This window comes from Leptolyngbya sp. KIOST-1 (assembly GCF_000763385.1).
Taxonomy (GTDB): domain Bacteria; phylum Cyanobacteriota; class Cyanobacteriia; order Phormidesmidales; family Phormidesmidaceae; genus Nodosilinea.
The window spans coordinates 679,614-705,257 of record NZ_JQFA01000004.1; the positions used below are offsets into that span (position 1 = coordinate 679,614).

The following is a 25,644-nucleotide window of genomic DNA, read 5'->3' on the forward strand; positions in this document are numbered from 1 at the left end:
AACCTTACCCCAATTATAAAGTTTCGGACTCAAACAAAATTTAAGATTAGGGTTTAGACCTGCGCGTACAATGGGATATGCTCTACCGTCGAGGTAGCATCCCAGGGTTGGCCGAGCGGATTAGGCAGCGAACTCATAATTCGCCTCAGGCAGGTTCAACTCCTGCACCCTGGATTTTTAATCTGAAAGGCCAAGCCCAGTCCCCAATAGACCAGGGCGCGATCGTCGGTTAGGACCGCTAGCGGACAATTAGCGCCAGCCCCCAAAGCCGAAGCCAGGGGACTGGCGAGAACCTAGCCGAAGGAGAGGGGCTAGAAGCTTTCAAAAATGAACTCTGAGCCAATGGAGGGGCCGGCGCCGACGGGGCTGGTCAGCAGGCTGCTGGTAAAGGGGGTGGCCAGATCCGGCACCCGGATGGTGGGGTCGCTGGTGTTTTGCAGCAGCAGGATGTCTCGGACGGCGGCGGAGGTGGCGTTGCTGTCCCACTCCAGGGCCCGTTCAGGAAAATCGAGGCCGAGAATGCGCTTGGCCTGGCGAGTGATGCCCCGGTTTCTAAAGAAATCACCGGAGTAGGTGGTCGTCAGAGCGTCCAGGGCGTCAGGGATGGTCTGGGGTGCCGTATCCTGGGCGTGCCCGGCGGGCGCGATGACCGCCGCCGCCAGCAGCGCCAGCGTCAGACCCGAAATATGATTTAATTGAATGCCCATGGCCAAGCCTCCTCAACTCAGTAGGTTAGTGCGGGGAATTTGATCCGATTCTGGCGGTGCCCGCCCCTACGCCGACACAGGATAGAGGGCAAAAATCTCCCTACTTTACCTGAATTTTGCCGAACCGATCCCCCAGTGCATGTCCTTTATAGCGCGATCGCGGAAAACTGGAGCATTTTTAAGGAATTAATGACCCATGGCTGAGCTATTGCTGAAAATTGCCCCCTCTGATCTGCTGAGTCTGGAAACCGCCGCCCTGCGATCGCCCCTGCTCGATCTGTTTTGCCAGGGCGCCTACCAGGAGGGTGACTTTGTGCTCACCTCAGGGCAGCGCAGCACCTACTACATCAATGGCAAGCTGGTCACCCTGCACCCCCAGGGGGCGCTGCTGGTGGGCCGTCTGCTGCTCGATCGGGTTCCGGTTGAAACCACCGCCGTGGCCGGACTCACCCTGGGGGCCGATCCGCTGGTGACGGCGGTGAGTCTGGTGGGTCTCCAGGGCGATCGCCCCCTGTTTCCGCTGATTATTCGCAAAGAGGCCAAGGGCCACGGCACCCGCGCCTACATTGAGGGGGTAACGCTGCCCCCCGGCAGCGCCGTCACCGTGCTCGAGGATGTGGTTACCACTGGTCAGTCGGCGCTTAAAGCCGTCGATCGTCTCCAGGCCGCCGGGTACCAGGTCAACCAAATTCTGGCCCTCGTCGATCGCCAGCAGGGCGGGGCCGAGCTTTACCAGAGCCACAGCCTCCCCTTCAATGCCCTATTCACTATCCAGGATATCCAGGCCCACTGGGCTACCCTCCACTCCGCTGAATGACCGCCCGTCCTCGCCCCGACATCGGCTTTGTGCCGACCCCAGCCGACGCCGCCACGGCCATGCTCAGGCTGGCCGCGCTTTCGGCCGCCGATGTGATCTACGACCTGGGCTGCGGCGACGGTCGACTGCTGATCCAGGCTGCCCTTGGCTACGGCGTGCAGGGGGTAGGCATTGATGTGGATCCACTGCTGTTGGAGCAGGCCCGCGCCAGTGCCCAGCAGGCCGGGGTGAACCAGCACCTCACCTTTGTCCAGGGCAACCTGTTCGAAGCCGATCTACACGGGGCAACGGTGGTGCTGATCTACTTACTGCCGCACCTGAACCTGCGGCTGCGATCGCGTCTGCAAACCCAGCTGCGATCGGGCAGCCGCGTCATCTCGCACATGTTCGACATGGGCGACTGGCCCCCCGATCGCACCCTCCGCCTGGAGCCCTCTGAGGAAGATTCTGTGCTCTACCTGTGGCAGATTCCCTGATCACCACCTAAACCACAGCCCCGAGTAAATCAGCCTGCCGCTGGCTTACAGGCTACCCAGTACTTGCTCATAAAGTGAACCTGGTTGCTGACCTCCTCAAAGCCAGCATCGCTCAGGCGCTGGTTGAGGTCATCGGTGGTGTAGTGGCGGTAGTAGGGCTCATGGAACATGGCCGGGAAATTTTCCATCGCCACCTCAAATTCAGGCGAATCGATTCGCTGAATTGAGTCACACAGCACTACGGTACCGCCGGGCTGGAGTACCCGATACATCTCGTCAATCACGTTCTGGCGAGCCGTCGCCGGTAGTTCGTGGAACAGAAACACGCTGGCCACCCCATCGAAGTAGTTGTCGACAAAGGGCAGACTCTCACCGTTGGCCTGAATCAACTGCGGCAGTACACCGGGCTTGGCACTCAGGGTTTCATTGGCCTTGCGCAGGTAGGTTGGCGACAGGTCAACGCCGTACAGCGACGCCTTGGGCAGAGCATCTCGAACCATGCCCAGGGTACGCCCGGTGCCGCAGGCCACATCCAGCACCTTGGCCCCTGACCCAACGCCAGCGGTGGCCAGCCCCTGCTTGAGGGGAGCCAGAATGCGCCGCCGCATGGGATCAGCGGTGCCGTTAAACAAAATTTCCACCTGGAGGTCGTACAGGTTGGCCGACAGGTCGCTCAGGTAGCCATTGGTCTGATGGTGGAAGTTTTGCAGGTAGTACTTGGGGTAGCCATCGGTGTCCACATCCTCGGTAAAGGTGTGATAGTCGCGCTTGTTGAGCCGGTCCCAGATATTGGGCAAATCCAGGCAAACCAGCGGATAGAACCGGAAGAAGTCATCCCAGGGGTTGTCGAACAACAGCTCTTTTGGGTAAATTCCAGCCTCGGCATCCTGCCAGTCACGCTCCAGCAAAGCGCTCATCCGCTGCTGCAGCAACTGCAAATCTTTGACATCTAGGGGCTTGGTTTGAATGTGTTTGGGCGGGTTGACCGCCTGCATAACCTGCGTGGTGACAGTTTTGTGGGCCAGCCCAAAGTAACTCTTACCCTGTTGGAAGGCTTGGTAGGCCAGTTTTGTGATGGTGTCAGGCATACGACCAGCAATAAATTATTTATTGGGCGAAGGATATTCTATCGGTGTAAAAGATTGTAACGAAATCTTAGGGGCTATGTGTTCCCCACAGGAGGGGAACCTGAGGGGAATCCCCAAGGTTCGAGCGGGCGGCAAACAGGTTCACTACCTCTGCAGATACAAGGGGCAAACGGCCGTTTGCCCCTACGAGATGCGCTGATTTTTTGATGGTACTTGCGTTCAGCAGCGCTCCTGCGGCTAAAGCAGGGATCGACCCCCTACAGGCACATGGATTTCTTGCCGAACCGTCGGTTTAGGCATTCCCAGCGCAGCAATGTCCCGCCCTAGAGCGTCGGTACAGTATCTGTTTTGCAGCGAGGCTAGGGGCATGCGAGCCACAACTTCGGCGGTAAGCCAAAGGTGCTACTGGGGCCATTTCGCTGGCCCCAGACCCCCCGCTTCGCACGGCCTTTGGCCTACGACCAGGGGCGTCGCCCCTACTGGGGCGCAAAGGCAGCTGTTGGCCGCCCTGGACCCGACGGAAAGGAGCGATCAATCATCGGTTTGAACCTTTGTGCGGCCAAGGAATCGGTAGGAATCTGTAGACCCTGCAATGGCAGATGCGAGATCGCAGCCATACTGAATCGGTGCTCTAGGCGCGAGCGCTCTGAATTTGCTGCAAAAGCCCGTCGATGTCGCTGAGCAGAGCGGCCTGGGAGAGGCTGGTTTGCTCGCCGGAGCCGAGCCACTTAATCTGCACGGTGCCCTGGGCCGCCTCATCGTCGCCCAGGATCAAGCAGGCGGCAGCACCGCTGCGATCGGCCCGCTTAAACTGTTTGCTGAAGGCGGCACCGCTGAGGTCCAGCTCCACGGCCAGGTTTTGGTGACGCAGTTTTTGGGCGAGCTGGAGGGCGTTGGCTTCGGCCGCTTCCCCCCGGGAAACCAGGTAGAGATCCGGGGTTGTGGGAGCGGAGGGCTGGAGGGTCTCCAGCAGCAGGGTGAGGCGCTCCAGGCCGATCGCCCAGCCCACGGCTGGGGTAGCGGGGCCGCCCAGTTCCTCCACCAGGCTGTCGTAGCGACCGCCGCCGCATACGGTCGCCTGCGCCCCCAGGTCCTGGGACTGAATTTCAAAGGCGGTGTGGGTGTAGTAGTCTAGCCCCCGCACCAGGCGCGGGTTGAGTTCAAAGGCGATGCCCAGGGCGCTGAGCTGAGCCAACACCTGATCGAAGTGACGCTTCGACTCGGGGCCAAGGTAGTCCAGAATGCTGGGTGCGGAGGCGGTAATGGCCTGGGTTTGCTCGTCTTTGCTGTCGAGAATGCGCAGGGGGTTACGGCTGAGGCGATCGCGCGAGTCGGCATCCAGATCTGCCGCGTAGGGAGTCAGGTAGTTGACCAGGGCTTCGCGGTAGCGGGCGCGATCGCCCCTGTCGCCCACCGAGTTCAGGTAAAAGGTCAGGTTCTGGAGGCCCAGGGCCTGCAAAATGTCGGTGGCCAGGGCAATCACCTCCACATCGGCGCGGGGGTCGGCGCTGCCCAGCACCTCCACCCCAAGCTGGTGAAACTGCCGCTGGCGGCCCTTTTGGGGGCGCTCGTAGCGAAACATGGGCCCGGTGTACCAGAGCCGCTGCACGCCGCCCTGGGCATAGAGGCTGTGCTGAACGTAGGCCCGCACCACCCCGGCGGTGTTCTCGGGTCGCAGGGTGCAGCCGCGATCGCCCTTGTCTTTGAAGCTGTACATCTCCTTGCCCACCACGTCGGTGGCCTCGCCGATGCCCCGCTCAAACAGGGCGGTGGCCTCAAAGGTGGGGGTGCGGATTTCGCGGTAGGCGGCTCGGCCCAGTAGCTCGCGCGCCGCCGCCTCCACCCGCTGCCAGGTGTGAATGTCGGCCACCTTGATGTCCTGGCCCACAAACTGCGCCTTGGGCAAAATGTCTTCGGTTCCGGGTAGGGATTGAATTGGCTCCATAGCTGAACAGGCGCTCTCAGTGGGCAATTACAGAATCCCCATCATAGCCCCTGTTGGGGGCAGGCCTCAGGCCTCCTGGCTTTCGGGTTTGGCTTCGGGCAGCACGCAGCAGTTGACCTCATCGATGCAGACCTTGCCCGACTGCAGGGCCCAGCGAAACAGCGCCACCCGATTGCCCGTCGCGGTCTTGGTCAAAATGTTGCTGATGTGGTTGTCCACCGTGCGCTTGCTGATCTCAAGCTGTTCAGAAATTTCCTGGTTGGTTAGCCCCGATGCCACTAGCTCCACGATCTGTAGCTCCCGATCAGAAAGGCTTCCCTGACCGGGCACCGGAGACATCTCATCGCTTGCCATGGCGGTCTATGTCCTTTGTCGTTATGTATATATGCCTATGTCTACTACCACTATAGGCGATCTGGTTTCGGGTAGGCTCTTAGAACGCGTTCTTGGCAGGGCTGTTATGAATTACGGTTGGACGGCGATCGCGGCCCGTCTGTTGCGGCGGTGGCAACAGGGTTTGATTGGCGGCCTGGTGGCAATTCTGCTGCTGACTGGCCTTCCCGCCGCGGCCGTAGCCGTTCCCATACCCGACGAGCCTGTCCCCCTCACCACCCCGGCCGCCCCCGATGCCAGCGACATTCCCTCGGAGACCGTCAGCCGCTTTGTCAGAGCCTATATCGCCGTAGTTAAGCTAATCGAATCCCGCGAGCTGAGTCTCCAGCGGGTCGAAACCGATACTGAATCGCGCCAGATGCAGCAGGAAATTCAGGCCGCTGCCCTGGAGTTAATTCAGGCCAACGGGCTGACCCTGTCGGCCTACTGGGAACTGCTGGGACTGGCCAACAGTGACCCAGAATTTCGCGATCGCGTCCTGGCCCAGATCGACGAAGCCAGTACCTAATCCCAAGCCCTTACGGCTGCACAAACTCCGACGGTCGGCGGAAGTTCTCCACCGGCACATTGACGAGCGCCCGCTGCATGAAGTCCTTCCACACCGGGGCTGCGTAGGTTCCCCCCGTGGTTCCCCCCCGCATCGGTCTGTAGTTGTCGTTGCCGATCCACACCGCCGTCGAGAGCTGGGGCACATAACCCACAAACCACACGTCCCGCTGGGAGTCGGTGGTGCCGGTTTTACCGGCAGCGGGGCGGCCAATCTGGGCGGCGGTACCCGTACCTCGGGCAATCACCCCCTGCATGACGTCGGTCAGCGAAGCCGCAGCCCAGGGATCCAGCACCAGCTGGGGCTGGGGCGTATTGTCCAGCAGCACGTTGCCGCTGCTGTCGCTCACCTGCACAATAAAGGTCGGCTCAGAGTACCAGCCATTGCTGGCAAAGGTGGCATAGGCTCCGGCCATCTCCATCGGCGTCAGGTCTACCGCGCCCAGGGGCAGTGAGGTGACGGGCTGCATGGGGCTCTTGATGCCCAGGGTGCGGCACAACTCAATAATTTGGTTGACCCCGACGGCCTGGCCCAGCTTCACCGCCGGCACATTGCGCGACACCTCCAGGGCGGTGCGAATGGGAATGTTGCCCATAAAACCACCGTCGTAGTTTCTGGGGCTGTAGTAGCGATAGCCGTCAGGATAGCTCACGGGTGTATCGGCAATGGAGCTGGCGGGCGTGTAGCGACCGGTGGCAAACGCGACGTAGTAGACAAAAGGCTTAAAGGCCGATCCCGGCTGCCGATAGGCCTGAATAGCCCGATTGAACTGGCTTTGCTGGTAGTCGACCCCGCCCACCATCGCCTTCACGAAGTGGGTGCGGGGGTCAATGGCCACCAGGGCCATCTGGTCGGCCACGTGGCGGATGCGGGCATTGTGCCGCTGCACGGTTTCCTCGGCCATCTGCTGCATGGCCAGGTCAACGGTGGTCTGCACGCGCATACCGCCCTTCAACACTGCCTCGTTGCCGAAGCGCTGCTTCAGCTCCTGCACCGCCGCATCTGTCACGTAGGGGGAGATGCTGTTGCGGAACGATTTGACCTCACCGATCAGCAGGGGAGCCTCGCGGGCCGCCAGCTCCTCCTCAGGGGAAATCCAGCCCAGCTGCCGCATCCGGTTGAGCACAATCGCCTGGCGCTCTTTGGTGGCCTGGTAGTTTTGGAAGGGGCTGTAGTTCTCCGGTGCCTGAATCAGCCCTGCGATCATGGCCGCCTCGGGCAGGGTCAGGTCTTTGGCCGACTTGTTGAAGTAGCTCTGGGCCGCGGTTTCGGCCCCATAGTTGTTGTGCCCCCAGTACACCTGGTTGAGGTACATCTCCAGAATTTCGTCTTTGCTGAAGATCTGCTCCAGGCGCAGGGCCAGCACCGCTTCGGCCACCTTGCGGCTAATGGCGCGCTCGGGGGTCAAAAACAGGTTTTTCACCAGCTGCATGGTGATGGTGGAGCCCCCTTCCACCGTCGAGCCCGCCGCAACGTTGGCCAGCATAGCCCGGCCCACGCTGCTGGGGTTAATGCCGTTGTGGGAGTAGAAATAGCTGTCCTCCACCGCCAGTACGGCCCGCTTCAGGTGGGGAGACATGTCATCAATATCGATGACTTCGCGATTGGCCTCATCGTGGAGGCTGTGGAGCAGGGTGCCGTTGATGTCGTAGATGTAGCTGGTTTCGCTGGGGACGTAATTGCGCAACACCCGCACATCGGGCAGGTTACGAAAGCTGATGGCCAGTCCCACCAGTCCGCCCGCCAGCACGGAACTGGCGATCATGGTAGTGCCCAGGAGCGCCGCGGCGGCTACCTGGCCCACATCCTGCACGTACTTGAGCACGTGGGGAGCCTGGCGCAGGGGCTGCGGCTGAGATCGGCTTTTGTGGCTTTTATGGCGAAGGGTGTTGGTTGACACGTCGGCTATTCAGGTCTGCTAAAGATGATTGGGCTGCGTAATGATAGATGCTGGAAGCGACTTTTTAACGGGACTGCTTTTAAAGCGTGGGTAGGCAGCGGCTGGTGACAGTTAGGCCATTATAATGACCCTCTAGGCAAGTGAACCTGCCTCTGGGCTGACGCTCTATATTAAATGGCCTACGACAGACGGCTGGGGGGAATCGGCTGAGGGCGATAACCCAGGCCGTCAGCCGGCAGCGATGCCGAGGACGGGCTCGGCGGTCGGGCTCAAAGCGTCGTTTACCCTATTACCCGTTGCCCAGAGTTAGCGATCGCAGGCACGCTTATCCTAGCCTCGCAGGTGGTTATAAGGAGAAGCTAAGGGCCAGTTTTGCCAAAATCTATAACATTTGGCCGCGATCGCCCCACCTCTGCCCCAACTGTCCAGCTCACCCACCCTTCTGCCCACCGATCAACTCGTCTGTACTCACCATGCCCCAGGCCCACCCCAACCTTCCCCCGGCTCAGTTTGAGAGCATCTACCGGGGCATTAGCGAGGTCTTCCCGGATCAGCCCAGATCCAGCGACCCTGAGCAAAACCTGGTTCAGCGGCTGCTCCAGAGCGATCGCCCGCTGCGGGTCAAGCTGGGCATCGATCCCACCGGGGCCGAAATCCACCTGGGCCACAGCATTCCGGTGCGCAAGCTGCGAGCTTTCCAGGATGCGGGCCACACCGCTGTGCTGATCATCGGCGACTTTACCGCCCGCATTGGGGACCCCACCGGCAAGTCGGAGGTGCGCCGCCAGCTCAGCGAAGCCGACGTCCAGGCCAATGCCAAAACCTACCTGGAGCAGGTGCGCCCCATTCTCGATTTTGATACCCCAGGGCGGCTGGAGGTGCGCTACAACTCCGAGTGGCTTTCGAGCCTGGATCTGGGCAAAATTCTGGAGCTGCTCAGCACCATGACCGTAGGGCAGATGCTGGCCAAGGAGGGGTTTTCCGAGCGCTACGGCAAGGGCGACCCGGTGTTCCTCCACGAGTTTCTCTATCCCCTCATGCAGGGCTACGACTCGGTGGCGGTGCAGTCGGATGTTGAGCTGGGCGGCACCGACCAGAAATTTAACATTGCCGTTGGCCGCGATCTACAGCGGCACTTTGGCCTGCGGCCCCAGTTTGGCCTGCTGCTGCCCCTGCTGCTGGGCACCGACGGCAGCCAAAAAATGTCAAAGTCCCTGGGCAACTACGTGGGCCTACAGGAAGACCCGCTCAGCATGTACTCCAAGCTCGAAAAAGTGCCCGATGCCCTGATTGGCGACTACGTTGAGCTGCTGACCGCCTTTGACCTCGCCACGCTGCCCGAAAATCCGCGCGATCGCCAAAAGATGCTGGCCCTGGAGGTCACTCGTCAGTTCCACGGGGCGGCGGCGGCCCAGCAGGCCCAGCAGGCCGCCATCAGCCTGGTGCAGGGAACCGGCGAAACAGCAACCGGCGTACCCGAGTTTTCCCTGGCCGGGATCAACTTCCCGGCCAAGCTGTTTTACCTGGTGGGGGCCACCGGGCTGTGTGCCAGCAGCAGCGAGGCCCGCCGCCAAATTCAGGGAGGGGCGGTCAAACTGGATGGGGAAAAGGTGACCGACCCCAACCAGGAACTGGCCGACCCCGAGGCCCTGGTGGGCAAAGTGGTGCAGGTGGGCAAGAAAAAGTTTGCCCGGCTGGTTCCCTAGGGGCTGTCATCAATTGGCTTTGAGAAGTCCCAGCACTAACCGTTACAGCCCCTAGCGGGCGGGCTGCATCAGCAGATGGCGGAGCTTGTCGCGATCGGCGACGGAGAGCGTGGAGGCAAATTTTTCTAAGTCCTGGGGTCCCATGGTGCTCAGCACCTGGTGCAGCGCGTCTAGCCCCGGAGTCGCTGCCGAGGACGCAGCAGTGGAGCCAGGTAAACTACAGCTGCCGCCATCGCAGTTCAGCCTCAGATCGTGCCAGATCATCGTGGGGACAATCCAGCCCCGCCGTCCGTGCAGCTCGTGGAGCAACACTTCGGTTTCCCAGAAGGTTTTGGGTGAGGGATAGCTTTCCTCGGCCCAGGCGTGGGGCACCGTGAAGCAGCCGAAGTGGCGCAGGTAATCCTCAGAATCGAGCAGGGCCGTAATCATGGCTTTTACGCCCTGGCGCATCAAAATGTCGCAGTAATCGTGCATTTCATTCTGGCCGCTGGGAGCACGGCCAATAAAGTGTTTGAAGCAAAGCTCGATAAATTTAGGGTTTGAAGAGTTGTAGTAAAACTCGTTGAGATAGACCTCGGAATGGCCCAGTTCGCGCAGAAACCGCTTGACGCCAATTTTATTGCGCAGAAATTCCGATTCAATTTTGGCCAACTGCTTACGCTCAAATCCGTAGGGCTGCCGTTCTAAAACCTGGGCGTAGATCTGGTGCAGAGCCGCCTGGCGTTCTTCCCCCGCAGACTGCCGACTCACCGTAATTTCTCTAATTGAAAACTCATCGTTAGACGTCATGGCAAACCTTCCTGCAACAGAAAAACATCAACCAACCTGTGGCTTACTCCCAGACTGCCCAGGTATAAAATCATGCCAAAGGTTTTGATGTTTTTCTTAACTAAAGCCTGAAGGCTGATACCGCTGGGGCAGAATACAAAACGTAAAAATCTTAGCCGTTCAGGGTCTCAAGCGTCCTGAACGGCAGGCTTCTCTCCACCGTGCGGCCCTGGTTCGCTTTGGCCGACGGGCCGAGTCTGCGCTGGGCGGTGGAGGACAGGGCGGGCGATCGCAGCCGTTCCGGACGTTTACAGAAATGCGGCCTGCTGGGCCGCCAGCAGTTGTTTTACGCCTCGTTCACCCACCTCTAAAATCTGGTTCATCTGCTGACGGCTAAAGCTGCCTTCCTCGGCGGTGCCCTGCACTTCAATGATGCTGAGGTTCTCGTTCAGCACCAGGTTGAAGTCCACTGCCGCCGCCACGTCTTCGTCGTACTGCAGGTCGAGAAAGACCTCGTCTTCAATCAGGCCTACAGAAACGGCGGCGACGCCGTGCACCAGGGGCGATCGCGCCAGGGTTCCCTGGGCGACCAGGCTCTCTACGGCGTCCTTGAGCGCTACGTAACCGCCGGTAATGGAAGCGGTGCGGGTGCCCGCATCGGCCTGAATCACGTCGGCATCCACCAGCAGCGTCCGCTCGCCCAGCAGCTCAAAATCCAGGGTCGATCGCAGGCTGCGCCCGATCAGCCGCTGAATTTCCTGGGTGCGGCCTGACAGTTTGATCAGCTCACGGGGCTGGCGCTGGGGGGTAGCACCGGGCAGCATGCGGTACTCCGCCGTCAGCCAGCCCCGGCCCGACCCCTGCAAAAAGCGCGGTACGCCCTCTTCGATGGCAACGGTACACAGCACCTGGGTATGGCCGCACCGGGTCAGCACCGACCCTGCTGAAAAGGTCGTAAACTGGCGCTCAAAGCTCACAGGCCGCAGTTGCTGCGGGTGCCGACCGTCTGGACGTTGCCAAGCCATACAAGGTGCCTAACATAGATACTGAGGTGCCCGGTTGCCAACCCCGTGTGCCACCAGAATACAGCAACCGACTGCGGCTGGCCTGGTTTTTCAGCTTCCCTCCAGATTGATCCCGGGGGCAGGGCGCGATCGCCTTCCCGCTCGAAGTACGCCCGTACTCTGCAATACATATAGAGTAATTTGACGATTCATCTCCGGGAAATCACGCTATATTTAGCCCAGCCATCACGGCTGCCCAACATCCTTGCTCTGCTCCAGGCTATTCCCATGCGGGTAGTTTAGGGCGGTCACCTTTCCTGGCCTCTGCTGTAATTGCCCATGGTCTCTCAGCTCAAACCCGTTTCCCTCAGCTCAGCTCCTGCCTCCCTTGTGCGCCATCCCCTACTGCAAACGGTGGAGGGGACGGTCCAGGTCTTTACCGCCGTCCACCGCAATTTTTTTACCAACGTCATGGTGCAGGCCCTGCGCATTGCCGATCAGGGAAAAGCCGTGCTGATTGTGCAGTTTCTCAAGGGGGGCATTCACCAGGGGCCGAATCAGCCCATGCAGTTTGGCCAGAACCTGGACTGGATTCGGGCCGACATGCCCCGCTGCATCCACGACCCGGCGGTGAGCCCCAGCGAGGGGGAGGCGATTCGAGAACTGTGGGCTCATACCAAAGGGGCGATCGCGCGGGGGCGCTACGGTCTAGTGGTTTTAGATGAACTCAGTCTGGCCGTCAACTACGGCCTCATCCCCACCCAGGAGGTGGTGGAGTTTATTCAGCAGCGCCCGCCCCAGGTGGATGTGATTCTGACTGGGCCTGATATGCCCGACGCGCTGCTCAACGTGGCCGACCAGGTGACCGAATTTCGTCGTAATATTTTGCCCTAACTCCTCAAGCACCCACTGCCATGATTAAAAACGACGCCTGGATTGCCAAAATGGCCGACGCGGGCATGATTGAGCCCTTTCAGCCCTCCCTGGTGCGCCAGCTAGAGCCCGGCGAAAAGGGGCTGGGGCAGCCGGTCATCAGCTACGGGCTATCATCCTACGGCTACGACATTCGCCTCTCTCCGGCCGAGTTTAGAATTTTTCGCCACATCCCTGGTACCGTGGTCGACCCCAAAAACTTCAGCCCCGCCAACCTGGAGCGCACGGAGATCAAGACCGACGATAGCGGCAGCTACTTCATTCTGCCGGCTCACTCCTACGGGCTGGGGGTTGCCCTGGAAAAAATTTCGGTGCCCAACAACATCAGCGTGATCTGTATTGGCAAGTCCACCTACGCCCGCTGTGGCATCATTGCCAACCTCACCCCCGCCGAGGCCGGCTGGCGAGGGCACCTCACCCTGGAGTTTTCCAACTCCTCCAGCGCCGACTGCCGCATCTACGCTGGCGAAGGCGTCGTGCAGCTGATCTTCTTTGAGGGCGAGCCCTGTCAGGTCAGCTACGAAGCCCGGCGTGGTAAGTACCAGGACCAGGCCGAACAGGTTACCCTGGCCCGAGTCTAGGTGGGGGAAGGCTGGGTTTTCCCCAGGCAGGTCAAGCGGCCAGATCGCTGTCGTTTAGGCTGAGGTAAATCAGCACCAGGCCGACGCAGCCGATGAAGCGAAAGGCGGGCTGCTGCCCGTTCCAGTCCAGGGACTGCCACATGGTAAACCACTCGCCAGCCACCACCATAAAGCCCACAAACCAGAACAAAAAGGCTAGGGTCAGCCCATAGATCGCGGTGGCCTTGGCCCGGTTGAAGGCGTCCCCACTGCTCCCCAGATCCTGAGCTAGCCGCACCGCCCCCAGCAGGCACAGGAGCGCGATAGCAAATTCTGTGGAGATGATAATGGCGTAGACCGCCCTTTGCAGCGGGGAGGAGGTGATCGCCCGCCAGGTCAGTTGGCTATCGGCAAACACCGTATCCATGCTCATCACGTGCTGAATGTACTGGAAGTTGGCGTTGTAGTCCGTCAGGTTGTTGAGCACAATCACCAGCGCCAGCAGGCCAATGGAGCCCACCAGCAGGGTTTTCGAGATCCGTACCGCCATAGAATGAGATCAGATTTGGGTCAACGCTCAGGTGAGCACTACTGTAGGAGCACTTTCCATTGAAAACGATTCTGAAGGCGTTGCAGGGTGGACTGGTGGTGTCCTGTCAGGCACCGGCAAATTCCCCCCTGCACGATGCCGAGGTGATCGCGGCGATCGCCGCTGCCACCCTCAATCGAGGAGCCGTTGGGGTGCGCATCGACAGCCCTGGGCATATTCTGGCGGTGCGATCGCGCTGTAGCAGCCCCATCATCGGCCTGTGGAAACAGGTCATGCCGCCCTCACCCGTCTACATCACTCCGCAGTTTCACCACGCCGAAGCCGTGGCCCAGGCCGGTGCCGACATCATTGCCGTCGATGCCACCCAGCGGCCCCGCCCCGGCGACGAAACCCTTTCCCTGCTTATCCACCGCATTCGCGAACAATTGGGAAAACCGGTCATGGCCGACGTTGATACCCTCGATAACGCTCGCCAGGCCGTAGCGGCCGGGGCAGACTGCGTCGGGACCACCCTGTTCGGCTACACCGAAGCCACCGAGAACCAAACCCCACCAGGGTTTGACCTACTCCGAGCCATGGTCGCCGAATGCCCGGTTCCCGTCATTTGCGAAGGGGGCATTGCCTCCCCCGCCCAGGCCCGGCAGGCGCTGGATCTAGGGGCCTACGCCGTGGTGGTGGGAACGGCCATTACCGGCATCGATAGCCTGGTCATGAGCTACCTGCAGGCCGTTAAAACGTCTGACACTTGACCCCTTAATAAAAATAGGGGTAACCCAGGTCAACCGGCTTACCCCCACTGTTCAAACCTGAGTGCTGCAACCGCACTACATGGCCGAGCCTACGCCCGCATAGGCCCCGTAGAAAAATAGGCCAACCACCACCAGCACACCGGTACCAGCAACGGTAGCGACAATCCACAGCGGAATCCGTCCACTCTGAAGCATGATCTCAACCTCCTACTAATCTGGTAAAGAACTCAACACAGCCTGAGCACACGGCTAGCGCCGCTTCAGCAAAATGCCCAGCTTAGTTAAAGAAGTAGCTAGAAAACAGCAGACCCAGCACAAAAACGCAAAGCAGGCCCAGGTATAGGGACGTGCGATTGAGTTCTACGGGCTGCTTATTGGGATTTGGAGTACGGTCCATGGGTTTCTCTTATCGTTGAATAAACTGCATTGCCGCGATCGCCCCTAGGAAAAACACGCTGGGCACTCCCAGGGTATGGACAGCCAGCCAGCGCACGGTGAAGATCGGGTAGGTAATCTGCTCGTTAGGAGAATTGCTTTGCATAGGTTCAATCAAACGTTGGAATAACTAAAGCCTTATCGATTGGAGAACATGTCGATCTGATCCTTCGCCTCAAAGCGATCGGTCACAATCGGCAGCTGCATTTGGTTATCGGGATAATAATCGTTGGGTCGGGGCGTCCCAAAGGCATCGTAGGCCAGACCGGTACTGACAAACAGCCAGCCCGCAATGAACAACATGGGAATAGTGATGCTGTGAATAATCCAGTAGCGAATACTGGTGACAATGTCGCCGAAGGGGCGCTCCCCTGTAGTACCTGCCATATCAACGTCTCCTCTCTGAACACGAAGAATCTAATTCAATCATAGAGAACCCCGGAAACCCTAACAAGCTATTTCAGCCAAGATCTCCGATTTTTCTTAGGCAGTTTCAGGCCTGTATCTGAGAATAGTGCCCTGCTGCCCTAGAATGAAGCCCTTCTCAGGACCGACAAACTTCACTTTATAGAAGTTAGACGGCACATCCTCCACAGCCTTGTCCTTGTACCAGGTCTGACCACCGTCAAAGCTACAGAGCAGATTGCCCCCGCCCCCAGTCACCCAAACCTCATCGGCGGTGCGGAAAGCCATATCCAGCAGCCCCCAACTGGTCCCAAACTCAGGGTTGAGCGCCTCAGTGAAGTCGTCAGAAGCCCGGGAGTTAGAAAACCGTACCTGGCCACCTCGAGCAATCACCCAGAGCTTCCCATCCTTGTCAAAGCCCATGTTTTGAAGGCGTCTGGAGTTCTGGCGATTGTGGGGGATCCACTGATCCTGGCCCAGAGCCCAGGTCGAGTAAAAGTTGCCTCGCGAAGACACCGCCACATAGCGGCCATCCTCAGAGCGCACCATATTTCGCACCACCCCCACAGCCCCCTGCACGAGAGCTTTCCAGGTTCGTCCACCATCCTCAGTACGATAGATCGCGCCAATGTCAGTGGCGAGTTCAGCTGCATTAGAGCCAGTTGCCGTAATCAAAAAGGGCGAACCTGGCAATTCCTTGCTCAAAGGCACATTTTCCCAAGTCTTACCCCCATCACCGGTGTGCAAAAGCAAGGTCGGAATACCCGTCACCCAACCCTCATTGCCTGCAAAGTCAATGGAGGTAAAGGTATAGGGCTGATCCCCTAGCGCCAGCTCTCGCACTTGCCACGTATCGCCGCCATCCTGAGTCTCCAGAAGTGTATTGCGGCTGCCCACGATCCAACCGTGACTGGGGTCCTGGGTAAAGGCCACGTCCGATAGGGTAGACTCAACCGGCACCTGGATGGTCTCCCAGGGATGCACCTCTGCGTCCGCCAAAAAATAACCAGAACAACTGGTTGCCAGGGCCATGACCACCAGCATCACCAGTCCTCGCTTTAACCAGTCAAACGCAGCATGCATAGGTTACTCAAATCCGTACTTGCAAAACAACACTACAAATCCTAAAAGACCAATGGGATGGTCAGATCGGGAATAGGCCAAGGGCAGCGCAGCAATCCCTACCTCAAGCCTCGGTACCTCAAGCCTCGGTGTGCCTGGCCTGAGCACTATACCCCTACTTCAGCCCATACAGACTGATGAAAAACAAGAAGCCAAGACCTAGGGCGCTAAAAATCAAAATATTCTTTTGAGCAGGCGTTAAACGATTAACCCCTAAGCCGTAGTTCAAGTTTTCCTTAAATCCCGAAGGAGCCCCGGCAGGCCCAATATTGCTAAACCGCTTCTTCGGGGCACTACACACCGGACAACGCCAATTGACAGGCAAATCTTCAAAAGCAACCCCCACAGGAATCCTGGCCTGGCTATCTCCTTTGGTCGGTTCGTAGGAGTAGCCACAGGCCAGACACTCGTATCGATCCATCTCTTGAGGCGTTAGCTCTACTACCTCAGTAGATTCGCCCTCAGACGCTACATCTGAGCCTTGAGCAATCCTTGCATCCACTGGCTCCGGCGAGTTAGCTGTAGGCTCCGATTCAGCGCTCATAGACTTAAAGCCCCTAAAATCATCAAACAAACATCAGGGCAATCAGCACTAACCCCGTAGATCCAAGCAGCCCTTACCCTAACGGGAATGGAAAGCTTGTTGTAAATAATTATGACACAGTCAGGTCATCACTCTCATATTCCACGTCTACGCGCCTGAAATGCTGCTGGCCTCCTTTGCTATGCCCAATCCCTCCCCTTGCACCAGTTTTTCCGTTAAAGTGACGTAAGATAACACCTGTAAACTTGACTGCTCGGGTTAATACCCGTGTACCAGCCTTTCCCGGAGTCAGCTTGTGTTCGTTTTATCCGGCTATGAGTACTTTCTAGTCTTCCTGTTGGTGTCCTGTCTGGTGCCAGTAGCTGCCTTGACAGCCTCTAAGCTGCTGCGTCCAGTTACTCGGGGTCCAGCTCGTAGAACCACTTACGAGTCGGGCATGGAGCCCATCGGCGGAGCCTGGATTCAGTTCAACATTCGCTACTACATGTTCGCGCTGGTCTTTGTTATTTTTGACGTAGAGACCGTATTTTTGTACCCCTGGGCAGTAGCTTTTAATCAACTGGGCCTGTTAGCTTTTGTTGAGGCGCTGATCTTTATTGGCATCCTGGTGGTTGGTCTTGTGTACGCTTGGCGTAAAGGAGCCCTGGAATGGTCGTAAACCCCGCTACAGCTAGCGATAAATTTTCCCTGGCACCTGGAGAAAAACTGCTCCATCCCTCAGCCCCTCCTGCCGTTACCCATGGGCTGTCGGAAAATGTCATCTTGACAACCGTAGACGATCTTTATAACTGGTGTCGCCTGTCCAGCTTGTTTCCTTTGCTGTACGGTACCGCCTGCTGCTTTATCGAGTTCGCTGCACTAATTGGTTCTCGATTCGATTTTGACCGCTTTGGTCTGTTACCCAGGGCTAGTCCTAGGCAAGCCGATCTGATTATTACGGCTGGCACGATCACGATGAAGATGGCTCCAGCCCTGGTACGCCTCTACGAACAGATGCCTGACCCCAAGTACGTCATCGCCATGGGTGCCTGCACCATTACTGGCGGTATGTTTAGTAGCGACTCCCCCTCTGCTGTGCGGGGGGTTGATAAGCTAATTCCCGTAGATGTTTACATCCCTGGCTGTCCACCTCGGCCTGAAGCCATCATTGATGCCATCATCAAGTTGCGCAAAAAGGTTTCTACAGAATCCATGCAGGATAGGGCTTACACGCTGCAGACCCATCGCTTTTATGAGCGCAGCCATGCCCTTAAGACAGTACCCCCGATTCTAACTGGGCAGTACCTGCAAACTGGAGCCCACGTCTCCCCACCCAAAGAACTGATGGAGGCTATGGGAATACCAGTTTCAGAAACGGTTGCCGAACTTGCACCTGAAGAGAAGGAAGTTTAGCCATGTCAGAAGCAGACTCTAAGCCTTCTCCCGATCAAGAGCCGATGTCAGATGCAGAAACTGGTGCCTCCTTGGCAGAAGCCGGAGCTGTGTCAACTTGGCTGACAGAGAATGGGTTCGACCACCAATTGGAACCCCGCGATCACCTGGGTGTCGAGATTATCTCCGTGGCGCCGCAGTTTCTGATTCCGATTTGTACAGCCCTGTATGCCTACGGATTCAATTATCTCCAGTGTCAGGGTGCCTACGACGACGGACCAGGCAAAGATCTGGTGAGCTTTTACCATCTGATCAAGCTGGACGACAACGTCGATAGGCCAGAAGAGGTTAGGGTAAAAGTCTCTCTGCCCCGCGCCAACCCTCGCGTGCCCTCCGTTTACTGGATCTGGAAAGCGGCTGACTGGCAGGAGCGGGAAAGCTACGATATGTATGGCATCATCTACGAAGGGCACCCCAACCTTAAGCGTCTGCTGATGCCGGAGGACTGGGTGGGTTGGCCCCTCCGCAAAGACTACATTTCCCCCGACTTTTACGAACTCCAGGACGCCTATTGACACTGATCTGTCGTCCTACCTGGTGAAAAGCTAACCAAATGAGTTGACCATGTATAGTTGACTTGTCTGGTTAGCTTTTCTTTTAAGGGATTGGCTTTCCTGGGACGGGGTTTATCATGGAGTCGAGCATTATGCCGAGCCAGGCCTGGGATTTGCGAGTGCGATCGCAACATCCAGCAGACGCTTACTGCTGCTGAGCTATCTCCTACACAGCCAGTGCGGGAACGCTCCGCTGCATCCACCCAGCAAGAATCCTAAGTTTTGGGTTGCTGCTGCACCAAAAAGTTTCTTTCAGCTGCTGTGTATGGCTGCTGTCCTCACCTGGGTACCCTGGTGTTTTAAGGAGCGCTTCTTTCAAATATCACAGAAACGTCATTATTGTTAAGACAAGGCTAGGTGATTCCACGAGCTTCCCCTGCTCTCGCGTTCATAAGATATGCTGACCTAAAGGTTGTGCATCTACATTAAATTAGACAGACAGTACACAAGTCTTTGACTCATATTTGATCTCTACCTGCCATTCACCTATTTGCAACGGGGAAATCTGGTCAAGGCTTACCCACTGATGCTTTCGAGCAAGCTTCGGGGCACTGCCAGAGCAGACCTAGGCAAGTTGGACCTCCCAACCCCGCCGTCGTAAGCAGACAGACCGTTCTCAGGCGTATTTCATTTCTACCCGTCTATGACTAACAAGACCTACCAAGACTACGTTGAAGAAATTGACCTGCAACGCTACTGGCTGGTACTCAAACGGCGGTGGCTGCCAGCGACTCTTGTGCTAGGTACCTGTGTAGCAGGTTCGGTATTATATGCCATAGCACGGACGCCATCCTTTGGCGCTACAGGTACTCTACTAGTCAGGCCAGACCTGACGCCAACGCTCACTGGAGTCGGTAGAGACCTGCGCGAATTACCGATCTCCATAAACAATCTGCAAAACCAAAGCTCCGTTGTATTGTCAACCGCAGTTATGCAATCTGCCATTGACAATCTAAACCTTACCGATGATGACGGCTTGCCGCTTAAGCCATCAGCACTAAGTAGCATGATAGAAGTAGAACCTGCGGAGCAGGCAGATATTTTACAGGTTTCTTACCGCTCAAATAATCCAGAAGAAGCTGCGGCCATTGTCAATGCGGTAATGGATTCCTATCTAGCTAGGGATGTTCTCAGCAACCGTCTGAAGGCGGCCACAGCCCGCGAATTTATTGAGCGGCAGCTTCCTATTGCTGAGGCCGACCTCGATCGGGCCGCTGCTGCACTTCAGCAATTTAAGGATGCTAATGGAATTGTTGCGCTTGAGAATGAAGCAAGTGTTGCAGTTGAGGAGATTGCTTTGCTAGATTCTCAAATTCGCACCGTGTCTTCAAATCTTGCCAGTGCTACCACTCAGACCAGTGAATTGCAAGGACAACTGGCCATTCCTTTACCTCAAGCTAGACAAATTGAGACATTAAGTCAATCTACGGCTGTTCAACAGGCTTTGGCAGACCTGCAGTTAGCCCAGGCCGAGTTGGCCACCCAACGTAGCCTCTACCGGGAGACTCACCCTACGGTTATGAACCTGGAGCGCCGGGTTGAGTCGCTGCAAAACCTCCTTAATACCCGAGTCGAGGAGGTTATTGGTACATCTGCTTTGGCCAGCATTGGCAACCTGCAGATGAGTCCCCTAGGGCAGCAGTTGACGACGGAGTTGGCTACCGCAGAAGTCAACCGCTCCAGTTTGGCCAGTCAACTTCAGAGCTTGGTTGAGTCGCGGAACCGTTATGCTGAAAGGATTCAAGCTTTCCCTGCCCTTGAAAAACGCCAGTTGGAGTTAACTCAAAGGCTACAGGCTGCTCAGTTGAACTATGACAACCTTCTAGCTGCCCTGCAACAAACTCAACTGGCTGAAAATCAGACTGTTGGTAGTGCTGAAATTCTGGAACGGGCAGAACCGGCTGGGGATGCTGGAAGTTTGCTAATCCCTGCTCTCATAGGTGGTATTTTTGTTGGGACTCTCCTTGGTGTTGCCTGTGCATTCTTCCTAGATCTAGTTGATAGATCCGTCAAGACAGCCAAAGACGGTGAGATGTTGCTTGGTTACACGCTGCTCGGTTTAGTACCTAAGTTTCGACCAAGAATGAGTAGTGACAGTCCTTTGTATCTATCAGATAGGCTGTCTTCTTCGGGTTTCTCTAGCTACATTCCTTCTCTAGATCGAGATCAACCCATGGTGTCTGCTGCTTTCCAGATGTTGCAGGCAAATTTAAAGTTCACTAGCCCAGACATTTCTCATCGCATTATTGCTATCACTAGTTCTGTCTCTGAGGAGGGCAAGTCCGAGGTATCGGCTAATCTAGCAGCGACCTTGGCCTACTCAGGCAAAAAAGTTTTGCTGATAGATGCTGATTTACGATCGCCATCTCAGCACCATCTGTGGAATGTAGTCAATCGAGCTGGACTGAGCCAGGTTCTTATTCGAGAGGAAACTCAGCAGGACGCAACTCATCAGGTCTTCGAAAATCTTACCGTGATGACGGCAGGGGCTCTGCCACCTAATCCTCTGGCCATTTTGGATTCTGAAAGGATGGCCGATCTGCTTCAGCAGCTAAAGCGACAGTACGATTACATCCTCATTGACACTCCTCCTCTTTTAGGAGCAGCAGATGCAGCGGTAGTCGGACGGATGTCAGATGGCGTTCTGCTTGTTTTACGGCCAAGAAAAGTAGACTCGTCTAGTGCTTTAGCCGCCAAGTCATTCCTAGAACGCTCCCAGGCAAATGTCTTGGGACTAGTTGCCAACGGAGTAGATATCAACAACGAACACGGCGACTATGTATCGCGTATTCGAGCGGGTGAGTATGGCAAAGCCTCTATCTCAGAAATGCAAACAACGGCCCGGTAGGATTATCTAAAGACTATGAAACTAGATAAATGCTCGGTTGCAATTGTCTCGCTCTCAATTGCATTGACTCAACAGTCCTGGTTGGGTTTAGATATAGCAAAAGCACAACAAAGTGCTCCACTGAATGCTCCATCGGCAACTGAAGTTCCACTAAGTACTCAAACGGCTGGGAACTATATCTTAGGTGCTGGTGATCAAGTTGCGGTTATTGTTTTTGGCTATGAGGAATTTACCGGCGCAAGAGTAATTCTGCCCGATGGCACCATTCCCTTCCCGTTCTTAGGGTCTATCCAAGCTGCCGGTAAGACCGTAGATACTTTGTCTAATGAAATTACCCAGGGGTTGGATGCCTTCTTGGTGAATCCAGTTGTAAATGTAAGCTTAACTGCTCTACGCCCAGTGGTGGTAGATGTGGCAGGGGAAGTTTATCGCCCCGGTCCCGTGCAGCTAAGTAGTTTAACCACAGCTGAAACACAACTTAATGTCAATGCAAGAATCACACAGGCCACAACTACGCCAACCCTTTCTGCAGCTTTAATTGCGGCAGGTGGGATAAGGCGTTCAGCAGACATTCGCTCGGTTGTTGTTAGACGACAGTTGCCCAATGGTGTGGTTCAAGATGTCTCTGTGAACCTTTGGGATGCTATCGCCAATGCTGGACAGGGCAATAATCTTGTACTCAGAGATGGCGATGCCATTTTTGTGCCTAGAGCATTACCAGATGCTGAGATTGATCCCACTTTAATCGCAAGTTCGAGCATTGCTCCTGACAATGTTCGAGTGCGTGTGATCGGAGAAGGTGTGGTTCGCCCTGGAGAAGTGCAAGTCCAGCCGAATAGTTCTGTGTCTAGCGCGATTGCTGCGGCAGGGGGGCCAAACTCTGACGCAGCCCTTGGCGAAGTTCGTCTCGTTCGACTTACAGAAACTGGACAAGTAGAAGAGCAAAGGGTTGATCTGTCCAGCTTGGTAGATAGCTACCAAATTCAAGATGGGGATGTAATCTTAGTGCCGAAGAAAGGCTATTTAGTAGGCATTGACAATATTGGGCGCGCTCTAACACCAATTCTTGGCCCGTTTGGAGCCATTCTCAACATCTTAGACGTTTTCAACATATTTGATAATAATTAGGATAGCCAGAAATTCCTTGGACCAATTATGTTTTCAGAAATTGGAGGTGAAATTGGATCAGTTTAACCCATGCTGCTTACTAGGCATGAAAGTAGATAAGAATAACGCTAGGGACTAGTGGCCTGTCAAGTTCGAATTTGTGAGTGCTTTGATCTTGTGATCGACTGCCAGCAATGCTCTCAAAAGTAAGTCATTTACACATAAAATCAAAGCTGACGAACCACTAGTAAACCAACTAAATTTGGCGATGTTTGAGCCTGTGAACCGCAGACTTGAATATAAGACAAAACAAATGCTGGAGATTTGAGCTAAGTGGTTTTAAAGTCTACTGATGGAGATTCCAAGGCTAAATATAGCCTTCCTTATCCAGTTAACTTTGTGCTTAAGTATCCAGAGAAATGGCCTGAGCTATTTTCTACGTCAATTATTCCAGACCCCGCTTTATTACACTCACGAATTAAGACGAATGAGGATTGTTGGATAGTCACTACTTACCTGTATCTGAAGAGAAAGGGCCTTAACGTTTCAATTTCTGATAAATTTGTACCGGGTCAAATCAATGTAGTTAGCTCGTTGGATTATAGTGCTAAAGATCTAGCCTTCAATTCTTTTGTAGTTGGGACTCGCAGTGATGGATTTCAACCACTTCTTTGCGATTTTGTAATAGTTCAAAACAGGTTCCAACTAGGTTCTGAGACGGACGCATTTATTCCCCACTGGCCTCAACCTGGCCTAATTCCTAGGAGGCAGGAAAGAGGCAATACAATTAGCAATATTGTTTTCAAAGGCAATGAAAAAAACTTGCATACCCCATTTCGTTCCTTTGAATTCAAAAAAGAATTAGAGAACGTTGGCCTAAAGTTTAGAATTAACATTGCTTCTGCAGAAGGGATTGTTGCTTGGAATGACTATAGTGCAGATGATCTGGTTTTGGCTGTTCGAAATCTTACTGAACAGGATATTTTGGTTAAACCTGCAAGCAAACTAGTTAACGCTTGGATCGCTGGGGTTCCGGCTTTACTTGGTCCCGAACCTGCTTTCCAGGATCTCAAATTGTCAGATCTTGATTACATTGAGGTTAGGTCTACGAAGGAGGCCATTGAAGCCATCCGACGACTTAAATCAAATCCTGAGCTGTACCGAAAGATGGTTGTCAATGGACTGAATCGGGCCGAAGACTTCACGGTAGAAAACATGATCAAAAGGTGGGTTGAAGTGCTGGCAGGCCCTGTAGTTAAACAGTACAGTCAGTGGAGGAAAAGAACAAAACTTGAACGTGCAGCTAGTTTTTCATTGAAATTTCCTCGGCATAAACTTTCGATGAAGAAAGCAGCTTTTCATCGTTCCAACGGGAAATATATTATTCCAGATCACCATACGTAACTTATTATGCAGCGTTGGAAGAAAGGAAGTTGAAATTCTAAAGTTGTTCGGCTCTACGGGATTCACTATGATAGGAAGCTGCTCAAACTGGTTGAACCTCTTGCTCAGAGAGGCTTTTAGCCATTTTCACGTGTGCCAGCATACTAGATCCGGTAGAGCCAGTTGTTTTCAAGTCTTTAACGGGCAATTACAATTGAGCAAAGTGCGCAGAACAGCCCAAGAAGGCACCACAGAGAATTAATATTAGCGCTACCTTAGCGGATTCGGCTCAAATACCCTATTGTTCAGCTATTGATGTTATCTCACAACCTCTGAAGACTCTTACCACGCCTGCTCAACTTAACTTGTGTTTATGGAAGCTCAAAATCTCGTCTTTGGCTTGGATAAAATTTCATCGCAAAGTAGGCTTGGCTTTGCAGAGAAATCTTTTACAGTTTTTGCACTGCTCTTCTATATGGGGGCATTTGGTTTTGGGTTCGATAATGCTGAAACTGGTGTTCTTCCTTCTCAAGTTATAACCCTCATCAGGTACAGCACTTATGCAATGGTTCTGCTGCTCCTAGCCTTTCGCCCAACTAGTACGTTGAAGACAGCCTTGAGCAACAAGTGGGTCTTATATTTAATCGCCTTCCTTAGCATTTCATTCTTGTGGTCTCAGGACCAATCTACAACATTGGATCACGTTTGGAAAGAACTCTTTCCAACGTTTTTGCTAAGTCTTTATATGGCATCTAGATTTACAATTGAACAGCAATTTAGCCTTACTGTTCAATCATTCATGATAGCTTTTCTTGTTAGTATGTTTTTGGCGTTTGCTATACCGGGTATAGGTATCGAACAATCTGGGGAAGCTGCAGGAAGTGTGATAGGGGTATTTGGTGATAAAAATAGATTCGGAGCAAGTGCTGCCACATTATTATTGACACTGTTTATGCTGGCAAATTATGCAGAGAAGAAGCAGAGGTGGGCGTTTATACTTTTGATATTTTGCTTCGCAACTCTAATAGCCAGTAGTTCTGTCACTGCCTTGGTTCTAGCTGTGGCAGGCCTAGTATTGATATTGCTTTTTCAAAAGTTTAAGTGGATTGGCAAAAAGAGCATGTTGTTGGTTAATCTTTCCATTCTAGTTGCAACATGTCTTTCCTATGTGCTCATAACCTATTGGATTGAAATTCTAACTTTTCTTGATAGAGATCCAACTTTGACTGCCCGAACCCTCATTTGGAATTACACTATAAATACTAAAATTCCACCTCATTTGTTCTTCGGATACGGTAAGGCAGCCTTTTGGAGCTCGGAAAAGTTGACTGCTGGTTATAGATATGCTGCCCTTCATATCCCGGCTCATGCACACAATGGTTTCCTGGACTTAATCCTAGAGGCCGGACTAATCGGCTTCGCACTTTTTGTTATTGTATGGTCAGTGGCTTATATTAGAGCAGTCAGGCTGGCTTATAATTTCAAGAAAGCATCTTATTTATGGCCATCAATTTTTTTGTCGATGCTAGTTCTTTTCAACCTTTTTGAAAGTTACTTGGTTTTAGTTCCCAATACAAATTGGGTTATATTTCTATCGATAACCCTTTCCCTGAGCCAAAAACCTTTTTGCTTAAGAGCGTCGCATTGAATATCGAATTTTACTAAAGAAGAA

Annotated in this window: 28 protein-coding genes and 1 tRNA gene; 15 read left to right on the forward strand and 14 right to left on the reverse strand. The window is 54.9% G+C overall.

Annotated elements, in window-relative coordinates; all coding sequences use genetic code 11:
* The first annotated feature begins 101 nt into the window (after nucleotides 1-101).
* A tRNA-Ile gene (locus NF78_RS20000) sits at nucleotides 102-174 on the forward strand.
* A gap of 137 nt (nucleotides 175-311) precedes the next feature.
* Here the strand turns inward: NF78_RS20000 and NF78_RS20005 are convergent.
* On the reverse strand, nucleotides 312-707 hold the full coding sequence (locus NF78_RS20005) for a hypothetical protein (RefSeq protein ID WP_035991139.1): 396 nt from the start codon (nucleotides 705-707) through the stop codon (nucleotides 312-314).
* Nucleotides 708-903: 196 nt separating this feature from the next.
* On the opposite strand from NF78_RS20005, the gene pyrE reads away from it, so the two are divergent.
* Together pyrE and NF78_RS20015 are read left to right on the forward strand one after the other, a co-directional pair.
* Entirely contained in the window at nucleotides 904-1,524 is a 621-nt protein-coding gene (pyrE, locus tag NF78_RS20010) for an orotate phosphoribosyltransferase (protein WP_035991141.1), read from the forward strand.
* Nucleotides 1,521-2,000 (forward strand): SAM-dependent methyltransferase, encoded by a 480-nt coding sequence (locus NF78_RS20015; RefSeq protein WP_035991143.1) that lies wholly within the window; start codon nucleotides 1,521-1,523, stop codon nucleotides 1,998-2,000. Before pyrE ends, NF78_RS20015 begins: the two co-directional genes overlap by 4 nt.
* A gap of 29 nt (nucleotides 2,001-2,029) precedes the next feature.
* Here NF78_RS20015 and NF78_RS20020 read toward each other — a convergent pair whose 3' ends face one another.
* The 3 genes from NF78_RS20020 to NF78_RS20030 form a co-directional block, all read right to left on the reverse strand.
* Complete coding sequence (locus tag NF78_RS20020; protein WP_035991145.1) at nucleotides 2,030-3,088, reverse strand: class I SAM-dependent methyltransferase; 1,059 nt, start codon at nucleotides 3,086-3,088, stop codon at nucleotides 2,030-2,032.
* 631 nt (nucleotides 3,089-3,719) lie between these two features.
* The gene (gene hisS, locus NF78_RS20025) at nucleotides 3,720-5,033 is read right to left on the reverse strand and encodes a histidine--tRNA ligase (protein WP_035991148.1); all 1,314 of its coding nucleotides are present in this window, start codon (nucleotides 5,031-5,033) and stop codon (nucleotides 3,720-3,722) included.
* Between the two features lie 66 nt (nucleotides 5,034-5,099).
* Complete coding sequence (locus NF78_RS20030; RefSeq protein WP_035991151.1) at nucleotides 5,100-5,387, reverse strand: helix-turn-helix domain-containing protein; 288 nt, start codon at nucleotides 5,385-5,387, stop codon at nucleotides 5,100-5,102.
* A gap of 106 nt (nucleotides 5,388-5,493) precedes the next feature.
* Between NF78_RS20030 and NF78_RS20035 the strand changes: the two genes are divergently transcribed.
* Entirely contained in the window at nucleotides 5,494-5,934 is a 441-nt protein-coding gene (locus NF78_RS20035; RefSeq protein WP_081972781.1) for a DUF4168 domain-containing protein, read from the forward strand.
* 10 nt (nucleotides 5,935-5,944) lie between these two features.
* Here the strand turns inward: NF78_RS20035 and NF78_RS20040 are convergent, their stop codons facing one another.
* Nucleotides 5,945-7,873 (reverse strand): transglycosylase domain-containing protein, encoded by a 1,929-nt coding sequence (locus tag NF78_RS20040; RefSeq protein ID WP_035991154.1) that lies wholly within the window; start codon nucleotides 7,871-7,873, stop codon nucleotides 5,945-5,947.
* A gap of 473 nt (nucleotides 7,874-8,346) precedes the next feature.
* Here NF78_RS20040 and tyrS point away from each other — a divergent pair, with 473 nt between their 5' ends.
* The gene (gene tyrS / locus NF78_RS20045) at nucleotides 8,347-9,579 is read left to right on the forward strand and encodes a tyrosine--tRNA ligase (protein WP_052050777.1); all 1,233 of its coding nucleotides are present in this window, start codon (nucleotides 8,347-8,349) and stop codon (nucleotides 9,577-9,579) included.
* Nucleotides 9,580-9,630: 51 nt separating this feature from the next.
* Here tyrS and NF78_RS20050 read toward each other — a convergent pair whose 3' ends face one another.
* Both NF78_RS20050 and rph read right to left on the reverse strand, forming a co-directional pair.
* Nucleotides 9,631-10,368, reverse strand: coding sequence for a phycobilisome rod-core linker polypeptide (locus NF78_RS20050; RefSeq protein ID WP_035991156.1), 738 nt, complete (start codon nucleotides 10,366-10,368; stop codon nucleotides 9,631-9,633).
* Between the two features lie 287 nt (nucleotides 10,369-10,655).
* Nucleotides 10,656-11,372, reverse strand: coding sequence for a ribonuclease PH (rph, locus tag NF78_RS20055; RefSeq protein ID WP_035991158.1), 717 nt, complete (start codon nucleotides 11,370-11,372; stop codon nucleotides 10,656-10,658).
* A 318-nt stretch (nucleotides 11,373-11,690) separates the two neighbouring features.
* Here rph and NF78_RS20060 point away from each other — a divergent pair, with 318 nt between their 5' ends.
* The gene (locus tag NF78_RS20060; protein WP_035991159.1) at nucleotides 11,691-12,245 is read left to right on the forward strand and encodes a P-loop NTPase family protein; all 555 of its coding nucleotides are present in this window, start codon (nucleotides 11,691-11,693) and stop codon (nucleotides 12,243-12,245) included.
* A gap of 20 nt (nucleotides 12,246-12,265) precedes the next feature.
* Nucleotides 12,266-12,865: a dCTP deaminase gene (dcd, locus tag NF78_RS20065; protein ID WP_035991162.1), complete on the forward strand. Its 600-nt coding sequence runs from the start codon at nucleotides 12,266-12,268 to the stop codon at nucleotides 12,863-12,865.
* A gap of 31 nt (nucleotides 12,866-12,896) precedes the next feature.
* On the opposite strand, the gene NF78_RS20070 is transcribed toward dcd, so the two are convergent.
* Nucleotides 12,897-13,394, reverse strand: a complete 498-nt coding sequence (locus NF78_RS20070; protein ID WP_035991163.1) for a DUF2165 family protein — start codon at nucleotides 13,392-13,394, stop codon at nucleotides 12,897-12,899.
* Between the two features lie 59 nt (nucleotides 13,395-13,453).
* Here NF78_RS20070 and NF78_RS20075 point away from each other — a divergent pair, with 59 nt between their 5' ends.
* Nucleotides 13,454-14,143, forward strand: coding sequence for an N-acetylmannosamine-6-phosphate 2-epimerase (locus NF78_RS20075; RefSeq protein ID WP_035991165.1), 690 nt, complete (start codon nucleotides 13,454-13,456; stop codon nucleotides 14,141-14,143).
* 75 nt (nucleotides 14,144-14,218) lie between these two features.
* Here NF78_RS20075 and NF78_RS29830 read toward each other — a convergent pair whose 3' ends face one another.
* The 6 genes from NF78_RS29830 to NF78_RS20095 form a co-directional block, all read right to left on the reverse strand.
* Nucleotides 14,219-14,338 carry a photosystem II reaction center protein J gene (locus NF78_RS29830; protein ID WP_071527210.1) on the reverse strand — a complete coding sequence of 40 codons (120 nt, stop codon included), beginning with the start codon at nucleotides 14,336-14,338 and terminating at the stop codon, nucleotides 14,219-14,221.
* A gap of 82 nt (nucleotides 14,339-14,420) precedes the next feature.
* Nucleotides 14,421-14,540: a photosystem II reaction center protein L gene (locus NF78_RS29835; RefSeq protein ID WP_072016203.1), complete on the reverse strand. Its 120-nt coding sequence runs from the start codon at nucleotides 14,538-14,540 to the stop codon at nucleotides 14,421-14,423.
* Nucleotides 14,541-14,549: 9 nt separating this feature from the next.
* Complete coding sequence (gene psbF, locus NF78_RS20080) at nucleotides 14,550-14,684, reverse strand: cytochrome b559 subunit beta (protein WP_035991167.1); 135 nt, start codon at nucleotides 14,682-14,684, stop codon at nucleotides 14,550-14,552.
* A gap of 32 nt (nucleotides 14,685-14,716) precedes the next feature.
* Nucleotides 14,717-14,965 carry a cytochrome b559 subunit alpha gene (psbE, locus tag NF78_RS20085; RefSeq protein ID WP_035991169.1) on the reverse strand — a complete coding sequence of 83 codons (249 nt, stop codon included), beginning with the start codon at nucleotides 14,963-14,965 and terminating at the stop codon, nucleotides 14,717-14,719.
* Nucleotides 14,966-15,061: 96 nt separating this feature from the next.
* Nucleotides 15,062-16,066 (reverse strand): photosynthesis system II assembly factor Ycf48, encoded by a 1,005-nt coding sequence (locus tag NF78_RS20090; RefSeq protein ID WP_035991171.1) that lies wholly within the window; start codon nucleotides 16,064-16,066, stop codon nucleotides 15,062-15,064.
* Between the two features lie 154 nt (nucleotides 16,067-16,220).
* The gene (locus NF78_RS20095; protein ID WP_081972968.1) at nucleotides 16,221-16,649 is read right to left on the reverse strand and encodes a rubredoxin; all 429 of its coding nucleotides are present in this window, start codon (nucleotides 16,647-16,649) and stop codon (nucleotides 16,221-16,223) included.
* Between the two features lie 295 nt (nucleotides 16,650-16,944).
* Here NF78_RS20095 and ndhC point away from each other — a divergent pair, with 295 nt between their 5' ends.
* From ndhC to NF78_RS20125, 7 genes are all read left to right on the forward strand, one after another.
* A complete protein-coding gene (gene ndhC, locus NF78_RS20100) occupies nucleotides 16,945-17,307 on the forward strand; it encodes a photosynthetic/respiratory NAD(P)H-quinone oxidoreductase subunit C (protein ID WP_035991173.1) in 363 nt (120 codons plus the stop codon).
* Entirely contained in the window at nucleotides 17,298-18,041 is a 744-nt protein-coding gene (locus tag NF78_RS20105; protein WP_035991175.1) for an NADH dehydrogenase subunit K, read from the forward strand. Before ndhC ends, NF78_RS20105 begins: the two co-directional genes overlap by 10 nt.
* Nucleotides 18,042-18,085: 44 nt before the next feature.
* Nucleotides 18,086-18,595 (forward strand): NAD(P)H-quinone oxidoreductase subunit J, encoded by a 510-nt coding sequence (locus tag NF78_RS20110; protein WP_035991177.1) that lies wholly within the window; start codon nucleotides 18,086-18,088, stop codon nucleotides 18,593-18,595.
* 682 nt (nucleotides 18,596-19,277) lie between these two features.
* Entirely contained in the window at nucleotides 19,278-21,482 is a 2,205-nt protein-coding gene (locus NF78_RS20115) for a GumC family protein (RefSeq protein WP_035991178.1), read from the forward strand.
* A 15-nt stretch (nucleotides 21,483-21,497) separates the two neighbouring features.
* Complete coding sequence (locus tag NF78_RS29840; protein WP_072016204.1) at nucleotides 21,498-22,610, forward strand: polysaccharide biosynthesis/export family protein; 1,113 nt, start codon at nucleotides 21,498-21,500, stop codon at nucleotides 22,608-22,610.
* 312 nt (nucleotides 22,611-22,922) lie between these two features.
* The gene (locus NF78_RS20120; RefSeq protein WP_035991180.1) at nucleotides 22,923-23,993 is read left to right on the forward strand and encodes a glycosyltransferase; all 1,071 of its coding nucleotides are present in this window, start codon (nucleotides 22,923-22,925) and stop codon (nucleotides 23,991-23,993) included.
* 352 nt (nucleotides 23,994-24,345) lie between these two features.
* A complete protein-coding gene (locus tag NF78_RS20125; protein ID WP_156119894.1) occupies nucleotides 24,346-25,620 on the forward strand; it encodes an O-antigen ligase family protein in 1,275 nt (424 codons plus the stop codon).
* Nucleotides 25,621-25,644 lie beyond the last annotated feature (24 nt).